This window comes from Sinorhizobium arboris LMG 14919, assembly GCF_000427465.1.
Lineage (GTDB): Bacteria > Pseudomonadota > Alphaproteobacteria > Rhizobiales > Rhizobiaceae > Sinorhizobium > Sinorhizobium arboris.
The window spans coordinates 725,121-738,770 of sequence record NZ_ATYB01000014.1 but is presented as its reverse complement, the minus strand read 5'-3'; the positions used below and the strand labels follow the sequence as shown (position 1 = coordinate 738,770).

14 protein-coding genes are annotated in these 13,650 nt (G+C 62.5%); 9 read left to right on the top strand and 5 right to left on the bottom strand.

Annotated features, from left to right (window positions below; translation table 11 throughout):
- Nucleotides 1-36: 36 nt before the first annotated feature.
- Nucleotides 37-918 (bottom strand): branched-chain amino acid aminotransferase, encoded by an 882-nt coding sequence (locus SINAR_RS0114610; RefSeq protein ID WP_027999794.1) that lies wholly within the window; start codon nucleotides 916-918, stop codon nucleotides 37-39.
- A gap of 155 nt (nucleotides 919-1,073) precedes the next feature.
- Between SINAR_RS0114610 and SINAR_RS0114605 the strand changes: the two genes are divergently transcribed.
- The 5 genes from SINAR_RS0114605 to SINAR_RS0114585 all read left to right on the top strand — a co-directional run bounded on the left by SINAR_RS0114605 (nucleotide 1,074) and on the right by SINAR_RS0114585 (nucleotide 5,378).
- Entirely contained in the window at nucleotides 1,074-2,114 is a 1,041-nt protein-coding gene (locus SINAR_RS0114605) for a zinc-dependent alcohol dehydrogenase family protein (protein WP_027999793.1), read from the top strand.
- 68 nt (nucleotides 2,115-2,182) lie between these two features.
- Complete coding sequence (locus tag SINAR_RS0114600) at nucleotides 2,183-2,734, top strand: tyrosine phosphatase family protein (RefSeq protein WP_027999792.1); 552 nt, start codon at nucleotides 2,183-2,185, stop codon at nucleotides 2,732-2,734.
- A 176-nt stretch (nucleotides 2,735-2,910) separates the two neighbouring features.
- Nucleotides 2,911-3,573 carry a haloacid dehalogenase type II gene (locus SINAR_RS0114595; protein ID WP_027999791.1) on the top strand — a complete coding sequence of 221 codons (663 nt, stop codon included), beginning with the start codon at nucleotides 2,911-2,913 and terminating at the stop codon, nucleotides 3,571-3,573.
- 13 nt (nucleotides 3,574-3,586) lie between these two features.
- Nucleotides 3,587-4,360 (top strand): trans-aconitate 2-methyltransferase, encoded by a 774-nt coding sequence (gene tam / locus SINAR_RS0114590; protein WP_027999790.1) that lies wholly within the window; start codon nucleotides 3,587-3,589, stop codon nucleotides 4,358-4,360.
- A gap of 190 nt (nucleotides 4,361-4,550) precedes the next feature.
- Nucleotides 4,551-5,378 (top strand): aldo/keto reductase, encoded by an 828-nt coding sequence (locus tag SINAR_RS0114585; RefSeq protein WP_027999789.1) that lies wholly within the window; start codon nucleotides 4,551-4,553, stop codon nucleotides 5,376-5,378.
- A 62-nt stretch (nucleotides 5,379-5,440) separates the two neighbouring features.
- Here the strand turns inward: SINAR_RS0114585 and SINAR_RS0114580 are convergent, their stop codons facing one another.
- On the bottom strand, nucleotides 5,441-5,833 hold the full coding sequence (locus SINAR_RS0114580) for a hypothetical protein (protein ID WP_027999788.1): 393 nt from the start codon (nucleotides 5,831-5,833) through the stop codon (nucleotides 5,441-5,443).
- 288 nt (nucleotides 5,834-6,121) lie between these two features.
- Between SINAR_RS0114580 and SINAR_RS0114575 the strand changes: the two genes are divergently transcribed.
- Nucleotides 6,122-7,684 (top strand): helicase HerA-like C-terminal domain-containing protein, encoded by a 1,563-nt coding sequence (locus tag SINAR_RS0114575; protein ID WP_027999787.1) that lies wholly within the window; start codon nucleotides 6,122-6,124, stop codon nucleotides 7,682-7,684.
- 8 nt (nucleotides 7,685-7,692) lie between these two features.
- Nucleotides 7,693-7,905 (top strand): alkylphosphonate utilization protein, encoded by a 213-nt coding sequence (locus SINAR_RS0114570; RefSeq protein ID WP_027999786.1) that lies wholly within the window; start codon nucleotides 7,693-7,695, stop codon nucleotides 7,903-7,905.
- A gap of 109 nt (nucleotides 7,906-8,014) precedes the next feature.
- Here SINAR_RS0114570 and SINAR_RS0114565 read toward each other — a convergent pair whose 3' ends face one another.
- On the bottom strand, nucleotides 8,015-8,437 hold the full coding sequence (locus SINAR_RS0114565; protein ID WP_027999785.1) for an organic hydroperoxide resistance protein: 423 nt from the start codon (nucleotides 8,435-8,437) through the stop codon (nucleotides 8,015-8,017).
- A 108-nt stretch (nucleotides 8,438-8,545) separates the two neighbouring features.
- Here SINAR_RS0114565 and SINAR_RS0114560 point away from each other — a divergent pair, with 108 nt between their 5' ends.
- Nucleotides 8,546-9,022 (top strand): MarR family winged helix-turn-helix transcriptional regulator, encoded by a 477-nt coding sequence (locus tag SINAR_RS0114560; RefSeq protein WP_027999784.1) that lies wholly within the window; start codon nucleotides 8,546-8,548, stop codon nucleotides 9,020-9,022.
- A 240-nt stretch (nucleotides 9,023-9,262) separates the two neighbouring features.
- Here the strand turns inward: SINAR_RS0114560 and SINAR_RS0114555 are convergent, their stop codons facing one another.
- Nucleotides 9,263-10,042 carry a L,D-transpeptidase family protein gene (locus tag SINAR_RS0114555; protein WP_027999783.1) on the bottom strand — a complete coding sequence of 260 codons (780 nt, stop codon included), beginning with the start codon at nucleotides 10,040-10,042 and terminating at the stop codon, nucleotides 9,263-9,265.
- A gap of 324 nt (nucleotides 10,043-10,366) precedes the next feature.
- Nucleotides 10,367-12,685 (bottom strand): putative bifunctional diguanylate cyclase/phosphodiesterase, encoded by a 2,319-nt coding sequence (locus tag SINAR_RS0114550; protein WP_027999782.1) that lies wholly within the window; start codon nucleotides 12,683-12,685, stop codon nucleotides 10,367-10,369.
- A 291-nt stretch (nucleotides 12,686-12,976) separates the two neighbouring features.
- On the opposite strand from SINAR_RS0114550, the gene SINAR_RS0114545 reads away from it, so the two are divergent.
- Nucleotides 12,977-13,636 carry a glutathione S-transferase family protein gene (locus SINAR_RS0114545; protein WP_027999781.1) on the top strand — a complete coding sequence of 220 codons (660 nt, stop codon included), beginning with the start codon at nucleotides 12,977-12,979 and terminating at the stop codon, nucleotides 13,634-13,636.
- The last annotated feature ends 14 nt before the right edge of the window (nucleotides 13,637-13,650 follow it).

Below are 13,650 nucleotides of genomic sequence, written 5' to 3'. Positions count from 1 at the left end.
GTTCAGGCGGCGGAGAAGCGGGCGGATCGGAGCAGATCACTCCCCTCCGGTCGCATGCGCCCATTCCATATAAAGGTCGCGCGCCTTCGCCGTTACGGGACCGGCCCGCAATTCGCGCTGCTCGAGACTGGTGACAGGCAGCACCTTGGAATAATTGCCCGAGGTGAAGATTTCGTCGGCCGCCTCGAAATCGGGCATGGTCAAGCTGGTCTCGATCACTTCGAAGCCCGCCTCACGCAGAAGGCCCATGACGCGCGAGCGGGTGATGCCGGCGAGGAAGGTCCCGTTGGCGGCCGGGGTGAAGACGACGCGGTCCCTCACCATGAAAATATTCGAGGAGCCGGTTTCGGCGATGTTGCCGAGCATGTCGCGCACCAGCGCATTGTCGAAACCGCGCGAACGCGCCTCGTTGAGGATGCGGGCGTTGTTGGGATAGAGGCAGCCGGCCTTGGCGTCCGTCGGCATGCATTCGAGCGTCGGCCGGCGGAAGGGCGATAGCGTCAGCGACGAGCCGGCATGACCGTTGCCCATCGGCGCCTCGAAAAGGCACAGCGCAAAGCGGGTCGAATCGGGGTCGACCGCCACGACACTCCAGGACCCGTGTTCGCCCCAATACATGGGCTTCACGTAGATCGCCGTTTTGCCGTCGAACTTCTTCACACCTTCCCTGGCCAATGTCTCGATCGCCTCGGCCGACATCGTCGGCTTGAGACCGAGAGCCTCGGCGGAACGGTTGACGCGCTGGCAATGAAGGTCGAGGTCCGGCGCGATGCCGTCGAACCAGCGGGCGCCGTCGAACACCGTCGAGCCAAGCCACATCGCATGGGATGTCGGGCCGATCAGCGGCGGATTGCCGGCCAGCCATTCGCCGTCGACATAGGTCCAGGTGGTGGATCGGGGGGATGTATCGACGGCCATCGGCGTCTCCTTCTCTTCTTCGCGCACTTCCGCTCTACCCGGAAAAAGCAGCATGTAGGTGAATGGGTACATCAAAAAATGTCATGGCGTCCATTCTGGAGCCCACCCGAGCGACGTGCCAGAATAATGAAAACACCCAAAGAGAGAGATCGCCGATGAAAGCGATGTATTACGATGCCTTCGAGAGAATGCCTGAGATCCGGACGCTGCCCGATCCCGTGCCGACCGAGAACGGCGTCGTCGTCAAGGTCGAGGCGACCGGTCTTTGCCGCAGCGACTGGCACGGCTGGATGGGACACGACCCGGATATTCGCCTTCCGCATGTTCCCGGCCACGAGCTGGCGGGCACGATCGCGGCAGCCGGTCGCGGGGTCCTCCGCTACAGGATCGGCGATCGGGTGACGGTGCCCTTCGTTTCCGGCTGCGGCCGCTGCTTCGAATGCCGCTCCGGCAACAGCCAGGTCTGCGAAGCGCAGTTTCAGCCGGGATTCACCCATTGGGGCTCGTTCGCCGAATATGTGGCGATCGATTTTGCCGACCAGAACCTCGTCCGTCTGCCCGAGAGCATGGATTTCGCAACGGCGGCGAGCCTCGGCTGCCGCTTCGCCACCTCGTTCCGTGCGGTGGTGGACCAAGCCCGCGTCCAGGGTGGCGAGTGGGTGGCCGTGCACGGCTGCGGCGGCGTCGGCCTCTCGGCGATCATGATCGCCGCCGCGCTCGGGGCCAATCCCATCGCCATCGACATCTCTGCGGAGAAGCTCGACTTGGCACGCAAGCTGGGCGCCGTCGCCGCCATCGACGGTCGCGTAACGCAGGACGTCGCGAGCGCCGTCCGGGAGATCACCCGAGGGGGTGCCCACGTTTCGCTGGACGCACTCGGCTCGCCGGTCACCTGCTTCAATTCGATCAGCAATCTGCGCCGTCGCGGCCGGCACGTTCAGGTCGGCTTGATGCTGGCGGAGCACGCAACGCCTCAGATCCCGATGGCGCAGGTGATCGGCCATGAACTCGAGATCTATGGCAGCCACGGCATGCAGGCCTGGCGCTACGATGCGATGCTGGCAATGATCACCTCCGGGAAGCTGAACCCCAGACAGCTGATCGGCCGCGAAATTTCGCTCGACGAGGCCGTACCGGCGTTGGCGGCGATGGACCGGGCAATCGACCTCGGCATCAGCGTCATCACGCGTTTCTGATCCGGATTCCGGTTGCTCCCCGGCGCTGCTATCCTGCCGAAGACCGGGACGAATCAGGGAGGCACGTCATGGCTCTTGCGGCGCAGGCTATCGGGGACGCGTATTACCGGCCGGTTCTCGACACGAATCAGGCGCATCCGAACGGCTGGCCAGTGCGCCTGATCGTGAGCTCGCAAACCGAGGCGCGGCACAATCGCGCGCTTTGGGCACCAACGCATCTCGTCTCCATCCGAGCGCCCGCGACGCGTCTGCTTTCGATGATCGACCTGCCGCCGGAGCGGCACCTGGAACTCCGATTCGGCGACACCATCGACCCGGACGCCCCGGATGCTGCGCGTCCGGCGGCGGTCGAGGCGACATTCGCTTTCATCGACAGCCTGCCCGAAGAGGCGCACCTGCTGATCCACTGCCTCAGAGGCATCGGGCGCTCGACGGCCCTGACCCTCGGCGTTCTGGCGCGCTACATGGGGCCGGAGGAGGCCGCGGCGACGCTTCACGCGTTGCGCCCGGAGGCGAAGCCGAACCGGCATGTGCTCGGCCTTTGCGACGCGGCTCTCGGGCTTAAGGGCAAACTTGCGAAACAGGCGCTGCGTTTCCCGGCAAAGGTTTGGAAAGATTGAACGAAGACCGGCGGCGAAGGCATTGTGCGGCGCACAAAGTTTTGACATGATGCGCGCAAAAGAATGCTGAGGCACAGCGTCTCCGACGTAATGCCACAAGCCCCTGCCCAGCGGCTGCGCGCAATGGTGGAATCTTCCAGCATGCCGCCCGGGCGGTGGATAGACGGGAGAACTCGATGTCTTACGCGGCCTATGTCTTTGACGCCTATGGCACGCTCTTTGACGTGCATGCGGCCGTACGCAGGCATGCCGAGGCGATCGGTCCGGACGGCCAGGCTTTTTCAGAGCTCTGGCGTGCCAAGCAGCTCGAATATTCCTGGGTGCGCTCGCTGATGGGCGCCTATCTCGACTTCTGGGAATTGACCGAACAATCGCTCGACTACGCTTTTCAGCGTTTCCCCTCAGCCGATCCCAAGCTTAAAAAACCGTTGCTCGATGCCTATTGGACGCTCGACTGCTATCCGGAAGTTCCCGCGGTCCTCAGGGGGTTGAAGGAACGTGGCGCCCGCATCGCCATTCTTTCCAACGGTTCGCCGGCCATGCTGGCCTCGGCCGTCAAGAACGCCGCACTCGACATCATCATCGACGACGTCTTCTCGGTCGATGCCGTCAAGGCGTTCAAGACGGCGCCGGCCGTCTACGATCTGGTGACGACGAGCTATCGGCTCTACCCGCAAGCGGTCTCGTTCCAATCCTCGAACCGATGGGACATCGCCGGGGCTACCAAATTCGGTTTCCGCACCGTCTGGATCAACCGTGCCGACATGCCGGACGAATACAGGGATCATGGTCCCTCGTTGATCCTGCCCTCGCTCGAAAGCCTGCAGTTCGGCGTATGAAGGAGCCACGCCCATGGCCTGGTCGGCAGCGCAATATGCCAAATTCGAGGACGAGCGGACGCGTCCGGCGCGCGACCTGCTGGCGCAGGTACCAGACCTGCCCGCCGGCCCCGCCTTCGACCTCGGCTGTGGCCCGGGCAACTCGACCGAGCTGATCCTCGATCGATTTCCAGGCAACCCGCTTACCGGCATCGACAGCGACGGGGACATGCTTTCGGCCGCGCGCGCGCGTTTGCCGGATCTGCGCTTCGAAGAGGCCGACCTTGCGGCCTGGACGCCGCCGGCGGAGAGCGCGCTCTTCTTTGCCAACGCGGTTTTCCAGTGGCTGCCGGAGCACATCACGCTATTCGAGCGGCTCATGGCTGCGCTTGCGCCCGGCGGAACGCTCGCGGTGCAGATGCCCGACAATCTCGATGAGCCGACGCATCTGCTGATGGAGGAAACGGCGGAAGAGGCCGCCTTCGCCCCGGCGTTTGCCGGCCGTACCACACGGCGCAAGTCCCTGCCCTCGCCTGCGACCTATGTCGAAAGGCTGACCTCGAAGGAGGCCCGGGTCGATGTCTGGCACACCGTGTATTACCACCAACTCGCAAATGCGAACGCCATTGTCGAATGGGTGAAGGGCACGGGATTGCGCCCCTATCTCGACGCGCTGCCCGCCACGCAGCGGGCCGGTTACCTTGCCGCCTATGCCGAGAAGATCAGGAAGGCCTATCCGGCGATGAAAAACGGGCGCGTGCTCCTGCGTTTCCCGCGGCTTTTCATCGTCGCGACAAGAAATCGCTAGGGCGGGATGAGGAGAAATTTGTTCGATTTTCCGCCCGCATCCCGCGTCTCAACTTCCAGATCAACGAATCCGGGTCAATGGGCAAGTCAGGCTGGCGCGTCCCGTTTTCCAAAACAAGCTTGAAGGCGCGCCTTGCGCGGACAAGTATAGGGGGTCGCGTCGCCGGGCGCTCGCAGCGAAGGAGTTCTCAATGCATGCAGTCAGTTCCAATGGCGCCAATATTCCCGCGCTCGGCTTCGGCACATTCCGTATGTCCGGAGCGGAGGTGCTTCGAATCCTGCCGCAGGCCCTGAAACTAGGTTTCCGCCACGTCGACACCGCCCAGATCTACGGCAACGAGGCGGAGGTCGGCGATGCCATGCAAAAGTCGGGCATCCCGCGGGCGGACGTCTTCCTGACCACGAAGGTATGGGTCGACAACTATCGTCACGACGCCTTCATCGCCTCGGTCGATGAGAGCCTGAGAAAGCTGAAGACCGACCATGTCGATTTGCTGCTTCTACACTGGCCGGGCAGCGACGTGCCGATGGCCGAGCGCATCGGCGCCCTGAACGAGGTGCGGGATGCCGGTAAGGTGCGCCATATCGGCATCAGCAACTTCAACACCACGCAGATGGAAGAGGCGGCGCAGCTCAGCAATGCCCCGCTCGCCACGAACCAGGTCGAGTATCATCCTTATCTCGACCAGACGCAGGTCCTCCAGACGGCGCGGCGGCTCGGAATGTCGCTCACGGCCTATTATGCCATGGCCAACGGCAAAGTGCCTGCCGACCGGCTCCTCACGGAGATCGGCGGCCGCCACGGCAAGACGGCGGCGCAGGTGGCGCTGCGCTGGCTAGTGCAACAGCAGGACGTCATCGTGCTTTCGAAGACGGCGACGGAGGCGCGGCTCAAGGAAAATTTCGCGATATTCGACTTCGCGCTGACGCGGGAGGAAATGGCCGCGATCCGCGAGCTTGCCCGCCCGGATGGGCGGATCGTCAATCCGCAGGGCCTTGCTCCCGAATGGGATAAGTAAGGAAAAAAGCATTTCGGCCGCCCCCTCGGGCCCAAGGGGCGGCCACCTAAGCTTCAGAGCAATCAGACGAACTGGCTGAGGCCCGGAACGGAGGCAACCACCTCGTCGACGACCTCCTCGCCCGCCTTCTCCTTGGCAAATGCGATCGTCTCTTTGGCGAGCGCCGTGATTTCTCCCATGCCAAGCCCCTGGCTCATCAATTGCTGCCCGAGTGCCATGACGCCCCCACCGCCGACCGCGGATATCAGGCCGCCAAGGAGACCGCCGCCATTGCTGCCCTCGCCATTGTACCGGGCGACCAGCTCGGGCGCACCGGGGATCGCCTCGATCATCTGCGCGACGGGACCTTCGGCGGCCTCACGCTGCAGGAAGCCGAGGATCATCCCGACTGCCTTTTCCGCCGTCGCGGTCTCGATGCCGACATTTTCCGCCACGCGCGTGACCAGTTCACTCATAGAAATCTCCTCGATCGATTTTGACGTTAACGTCAAGGTAAATGAACGATGCCGGAATGACAAGAGCACCGAGACGGACCTCGCATACCCATGCTCCGCCAACTTGCGGCATCGTTTCACGGAGCTGTCCAGATGGCAATCCGACCCTTCGTCCTGCCCGCAATCATGTTGCCGGGGGAATACGCACCGCCTATAACAGATGCGCGCCATGTTTCGATGACTGACTTTGCGACATGCGGGAAATACCCGCTTTCATTGAGAAAATCGACAGACGGAGATGAAGCCCCCATGCTGCAGGAAGGCAAGATCTATATCGGAACCAGCCGCAAGCCGGACGATTCGATCAACAAAGGCGAATATCTGGAGCTGAAGTTCGGCAACCGCCACGGACTGGTCACCGGCGCCACGGGGACTGGCAAGACCGTCACGCTGCAGATCTTGGCCGAGGGTTTCTCGAATGCCGGCGTTCCGGTCTTCTGCGCGGACGTGAAGGGCGATCTTTCCGGTATCGGCGCAATGGGCGAGCCGAAGGACTTCCTGCTGAAGCGCGCTGAGCTGATCGGCCTCGAGCCTTACGACTTCCAGGAGTTTCCGGTGATTTTCTGGGATCTCTATGGCGAAAAGGGTCACAGGGTCCGCACCACCATTTCCGAAATGGGCCCACTCCTTCTGTCGCGGCTGATGAATGCGACGGACGCACAGGAAGGCGTGCTGAACATCGCGTTCAAGATCGCCGACGAGGGTGGCCTTCCGCTGCTCGACCTGAAGGATCTGCAGGCCCTGCTCAATTACATGGGCGAGAATGCGGGTCAGCTTTCCAATCAGTTCGGATTCATTTCCAAGTCTTCCGTCGGCTCGATCCAACGGGAACTCCTGATCCTTGAACAGCAGGGGGCGGAGCATTTCTTTGGTGAGCCGGCGCTGAAGATCACCGATATCATGCGGACCACCAATGACGGGCGCGGCGCGATTTCGGTGCTTGCCGCCGACAAGCTGATGATGAACCCGCGGCTCTACGCGACTTTCCTGCTCTGGCTCCTTTCCGAACTTTTTGAAGAGCTGCCCGAAGTCGGCGATCCCGACAAGCCGAAACTGGTGTTCTTCTTCGACGAAGCGCATCTGCTCTTCAACGATGCGCCGAAGGTTCTCGTCGAACGCGTCGAGCAGGTCGTCCGGTTGATCCGCTCGAAGGGCGTCGGCGTCTTTTTCGTCACACAGAACCCGCTCGACGTGCCGGAGACGGTACTCGCTCAACTCGGCAACCGCGTCCAGCACGCGCTGCGCGCCTATTCCCCGCGGGAACAAAAGGCCGTCAAGACGGCTGCCGACACATTCCGCCCCAACCCCGACTTCAATTGTGTCGACGTGATCACCAATCTCGGCACCGGCGAGGCTCTGGTCTCGACACTCGAGGGCAAGGGATCGCCATCGATCGTCGAGAGGACCCTGGTTCGCCCGCCGGCCTCGCGCCTCGGCCCTCTCACGCAGGCGGAACGGCAGAAGGTGATGGATGTGAGCCCGGTGCGGGGCCTCTACGACGAGGATTTCGATCGGGAATCGGCCTATGAGATACTTGCCAAACGGGCGGCCAAGGCCGCGCAACAGGCGGAGGCTGCCCAGCAGGCTGAAGAAAAATCGGCCGAGGAGAGTTCCGGCGGCGGCCGCTGGACCCTGCCCGGCTTCGGCGACGACGCGGCCGAAGCGCCCTCCGGCAAACAGGCCCGGCCGCGCTCCTCCGGCTACAGGCGGGAAACCATCATGGAAGCCGCGATGAAGTCGGTCGCGCGAACGGTTGCGACCCAGGTGGGACGAGCCCTTGTGCGCGGCATTCTCGGCAGCCTGAAGCGATAGGATAGGCCATGGACGTCAAGGATTCGAACGGCGCTGTTCTCAAGGATGGCGACAATGTCATCCTGATCAAGGATCTGAAGGTAAAGGGAACTTCCGCCACGCTGAAGCGCGGCACGCTGGTCAAGGGCATCCGCCTGACGGACGATCCGAACGAGGTCGAGTGCCGGGTCGAAAAAATCAAGGGATTGGTGCTGCGTACCGAATTTCTGAAGAAGGCGTGAAACGCAGGCGTTCCGACCGCTAGCCAACTCTTGCCCTGCGGCGGAACTGCCAGGGCAGGCCGACGCCCGGAGTTTCGCTCCGAGCTTCGGCTTTCCCGAAACGGCCCGATCAGGCCACCGTCAGCTTCACGTCGATATTGCCCCTTGTCGCATGGCTGTAAGGGCAAACGATATGCGCCTTCTGGACGAGGTCTTCCAGAACCGCCTTTTCCACGCCGGGCGACGAGATTTCCAGCGCCGCGTCGATAAAGAAGCCCGTTCCGTCGTCGCGAGGTCCAATGCCGACCGTGCCCGTCACCGTCGTGTCTTCCGCAAGCTTTACCTTCTCCTTGCCGGCGACGAATTTCAGTGCACCGAGAAAGCAGGCGGAATAGCCGGCGGCAAAGAGCTGCTCGGGATTGGTGCCGCGCGCGCCGTCGCCTCCGAGTTCCTTCGGAACGGTCAGCGTCACGTCGAGAACGCCGTCCTTGCTCTTGGCCTGACCGGCGCGGCCGCCGGTCGCGGACGCGGTAGTGCGATAGAGGATGGGCATGACAGTCTCCTTCCTTGTGGTTGCCGATTTTCTATATCGCAATATTAAATAGCGCGCAAATTAATTTTGCAAATTGCTTTGCCGGCGTGAATTTGCGACAATGACATCATGACGACGAAAGCGGCAAAATTCGACGCAGATTCCGATGAAGCGCTGGCGCTCGGCAGGCAGCTTTGTTTTGCCGTCTACTCGGCGGCGCACGCCTTCAATCGCGCCTACAAGCCATTGCTCGACCGTTTCGGGCTGACTTATCCGCAATATCTTGTGCTGTTGGCGCTCTGGCAGCAGGACCGCATAACGGTGAAACGAATCGGCGAAGAGCTGGGTCTCGATTCAGGCACCCTCTCGCCCCTGCTCAAACGACTGGAAGCAGCAGGCTATGTCCGCCGTGTACGCGATGTGGCGGACGAGCGGCAGGTGCTCGTCAGCCTCACGGATCGCGGCCGGGAGCTGAAGGCCGAAGCCTTCGGCATTCTGCGTGATATCGGCAGTGCCTCGGGCTGCAGCCTGGAGGAGGTCGGCGAATTGCGCGACGCGCTGCATCGCCTGACGCAGCGGCTCGCTGGAAGTCAACGCGACACCTGACAACCGATGCTGGAGCAGTTCCAGGAAACGTGTGTAACGGTTTTCCGTTGGGAATGCGCAGTTCAAAGGATTAGTCTTGGGCCTTTCACTATTTCAATAAGACAGTGAAACGCTCTGAGGCCTGTTGAGATCAGGGATACCCGCTGCGGCTTGTTCGATCTCCTCGTCCCTGTGCCCGTCACAGGGATGCCAGCCAGATCAAGTCCTTGGTCTGAAAAAACACAGGCCTTAGACAGGCCGTCAGATGACGAGGATCGGCGCCTTGTTGCGCACGCGGTCGTAAAGATCGATCACGTCCTGATTGACCATGCGGACGCAACCGGAAGAGACCGCCTTGCCGATCGATTGCCATTCGGGCGTCCCGTGAACGCGATACAGCGTATCCTGGCCGTTCTGGAAGATGTAGAGCGCGCGCGAGCCGAGCGGATTGTCGAGCCCCGGCGGCATGCCGCCATTATCAGCGGAATATTTCGCCAGTACGGGCTGACGGGCGATCATTTCGTTCGGCGGCGTCCACTTCGGCCATTTCTGCTTCCACTGGATCAGGCCGCGGCCCGACCAGGCAAAACCTTCGCGGCCCAACCCGACGCCATAGCGCATCGCGCGCCCGCCCGGCTGGACGAGATAGAGATAGCGATCGGCCGTGTCGACGACGATCGTGCCTGGAGCCTCACCGAAGGGGTCGCTGACCTCCTGGCGATAGAAGCGCGGGTCGATCTGCCGGAAGGGAACAGCCGGGATGAGGAAGCCGCCGTCTTCGCGCGCCGCGTAGATCTCCGCATAGTAGGCATCCTGCGGCGGCAAGCCGATCGGCCCTTCGCCGACGGGCCCTTCATAGATCCCTCCCGGAGGGCCGATCCAACGGCTTTCGAGCGCGGGATTGCGGTAGACCGGCATCGTTTGCTCGCGGAAGCGATTCGTATTCATCGAAGACGTGCAACCCGCAAGCCCGGCGGAGGCGATTGCCAACGCGGATGTGCGGAGAAACTGACGTCGGGACAAAGCTGGCGGTGATGACATCGAACTCTAATGCGTTGTGCTGCACGGAAAAGCGAGTGGCGGGATGGTCCACCTGCTCCATTCCGAGGGCCAGATCAAGATGCTTCGAAGTGAATCATTGCGAAGCAGTCTCGAATGGTTACCGGCAAGTCGGAACGGGACGCAAGCGGAAACCGCTCCAGCCTTTTGAGACTACGCACTTCCGGACGGAAAACCGCACACTCTCCCTGGAAGCGCTCTGTGGCACCGGTTTGCATTTACGGCCTGAGCGGGGCCGGTGTCAGCAAACTTCAGATCACAATCGTGACACCGCGCTCCGCAACTGGAATGCGACCGTTGCCGGGATCACGGCGGCGGTGACGAAAGCAGCGCTTTGAAATCCTCACCCGAAAGAGGGCGGCTGAAGAAGAAGCCCTGGATCTCGTCGCATCCGCTCTTCTGGAGAAACTCGACCTGGGCCTCGGTCTCGACACCCTCGGCTATGACCCGCAGGCCGAGCTTCTGCGCAAGTGAGATGATCGCCGAAGTGATCGCCATGTCGTCGGCATCGAGCGGAATGTCCGTCACGAAGGACCGGTCGATCTTCAGCCGGCGTACCGGGAAGCGCTTGAGCGCGCTGAGGCTCGAATAACCTGTTCCGAAATCGTCGATCGCAAGGTGAACGCCGATCGCCTCGAGCGCGTGCATGGTGGCGATCGCCCCCGGCACGTCCTGCATGATCAGACTCTCGGTGAGTTCGAGTTCGAGGTAGCGGGCCTCAAGGCCGGTTTCCTCCAGGATCGCCGCCACACGCGCTGCCCAGTTACGCTCGCGGAACTGCCGCGCGGAAACATTGACGCTGACGATCAGCGGTGGCAGGCCGGCGTCCTGCCAGGCCTTCAACTGGCGACAGGCGGCGCGCAGGACCCACTCCCCGATCGGCACGATCAGGCCGGTTTCCTCCGCGAGAGGGACGAAGGCCGCAGGCGAGATGATGCCGCGCACCGGGTGGTTCCAACGCAGCAACGCCTCCGCAGCGAAGATGCGGCCGGTATCGAGGCTCATCTGCGGCTGGAAGTGCAGCAGGAATTCCTCCCGCGCGAGCGCCTCGCGAAGCTCCTCCTGAGACTGGAGTTTTTCGTGGGCCCTGGCCGCCATCTCCTCGGTAAAGACCTGAATGTTGTTGCGGCCGAGCTCCTTGGCTCGGTACATGGCCATGTCGGCATTGGCGAGCAGTTCGCCGGCCGTCTTTCCCTGGTTCGGGAAGCAGGCCACTCCCATGCTGCAGCTGACCTGCAGAGTGCGCCCATGCAAATGCACCGGCATGGCGATTGCGGCACGGATATCTTCCAGCCGCGACAGGACAACGTCCCGCTCCTTCGGCAGACCGTTCAGGAGGATGATGAACTCGTCGCCGCCGACGCGCACGACGAAATCGGATCTCCGCACAGCCGCCCGCATGCGCCCGGCCACGGCTTTCAGGAGCTCATCGCCCGTGGCGTGACCAAGGCTGTCATTGATCAGCTTGAAGTTGTCGAGATCGAGAAAGGCGAGAACGGCCCATTGGTCCCGTTCGCGGATTCCCTCGAGCATGCCGGCGACCTGCTCCTCGAACAGAACGCGGTTCGGCAGACCCGTCAAGGCGTCGTGGTGAGCCATGAAACCGATCCGGTCTTCGGCCCGCTTGCGCTCGATCGCAATTCCGGCGAGATGGGCGGCCATCGCGATCAGCTCCTGCTGCTGGTCGCTCGGGGTCCCGACCTCATGTGCATAGAGGGCAAATGTGCCGAGCACCTTGCGCTCGCGCGACAGGATGGGCGTAGACCAGCAGGAACGCAGGCCGGAGGGCTTCAGGAGGGGTGCGCATCCCTCCCACAGGGGGTCGGCAAAGACATCGGAAACGATAACCTGTTCGCCGCGCCAGGCGGCCGTTCCGCAGGACCCGGCAACCGGACCGATCTCAATGTCGTGAATCGCGGCGCAGTAGGCCTCGTCGAGGCTGGGGGCAGCGCCGTGCAGCAGATGCCGGCCATCGTCCGAAAGGAGCAGGATCGAGCCCTTGATACCCGGCAACAATGCCTCGATCAGCAGCACCAGCTCGTTGAAAAACTCACCGAGCGGCCGGCCCTTGGCTATCATCTCCAGCAGCCGGGCCTGGCCTTCGAGCAGGCGCTCGGCGGCCTTCCGATCGCTGATGTCGCGCGAGATGCCGACGATCCCGATGATCCTCCCGCCCTTGCTGCGCAGGGGCACTTTCGATGTCATGAGCCAGCGATCGCGGCCCTTGGTTACAATGGCGCGTTCCTCGATGCCGAAGATCGGTTCGCCGGTCTCCATCACCCGTTGCTCGATGTCGGCGACGGCCTGGGCGAACTCATGCGGATGCAGGTCGAAATCGGTCTTGCCGACGAGGTCCTGCAGGCTTGCGAGGCCGTTGTCGGCGACCGTCACATCATTGGCGATCAGGAAGCGCCCCGCCGTGTCTTTGGCATATATATAATCGGGGACGTGGTTGATCATCGCTTCGAGCCAATAGTGGCGGTCGGCAATGTCGGGCTCGGGCGGAAAAAGGCGCGCTACCTCGTCGGCAAGGCGATTGCCGGCATCGATCAGCCGGCGCGTCAGCGCGTTGTCGCCAGCATTCAGGTCGGCATATCTGATCGTGCGGGACGTTTTTCTTGCCAAGCGAAACCTCCGAGGGAGCGGCACTCGCTCAGGTTTAGCGGACAGAGGTTATGCTTCCCTAAATTCCGCAGCAAAAAATCGTCTAAAGGTTACGCAGAAGCTCTCGACCCGTCCGCCGCGGAAATGCCCTCGCATCAAAAGATTTCATGCGATCTATCATTGTCGGCGGCTTCTGCCGAGGAAGGCGATGGCCTATCACATACAGCAGCTCAAGCGTTGCAGCGGCCTCCGCGCGTCGGATCAGACGCGCGGCGCTGTAGCGAAGCCGAACGCATTCGGAGGAGAACGGAAATGCTGACGATCTATGGAGTCTATCGCTCGCGCGCGTCGCGCAATTACTGGATGGCACGCGAGCTCGGCATTCCCTTTGAATCGGTCCCCGTAATCCAGGCGCGCCGCGTCGCCGATCCGCTGGCCGCGGATGCCCCGCTCAACACGAAATCGCCAGGCTACCTGGCCATAAACCCAATGGGCCTCATACCCGCGATCGTGGACGACGGGTTGGTGCTGACTGAATCGCTTGCCAACAACCTCTATCTCGCCCGCAAGCATGGCGGGCCTCTGGCACCGGCCGACATTCGGGAAGAAGGGCAGATCGGCAACTGGACGATGTGGGCAGCGACCGAGGTCGAGCCGCATGCCGTCACGATCGTTCTCGCCTACGACAACGGGATCGAGAACACGCCGGAAGGCCGGACGGAGATCGCGGCCTGCGTCCGCTCGCTGGAAAGGGCCTTTAGCGTACTCGAGGCCCACCTTGCCGAACGCGACTACGTCGTGGGAGACCGCTTTACCGTCGCCGACCTCAATCTCGCGGAAGTTTTCCGCTACACGATGAGCCAGACTGTCCTTTTCGACAGGCACCGCCAAGTGAAGGCCTGGCTGGAGCGCTGCCAGTCCCGCCCCGCCTTCAAGGCGATGATGGAGGAACGGCTGAAGGAGCCGGAATAGGGCACATCGCCAGG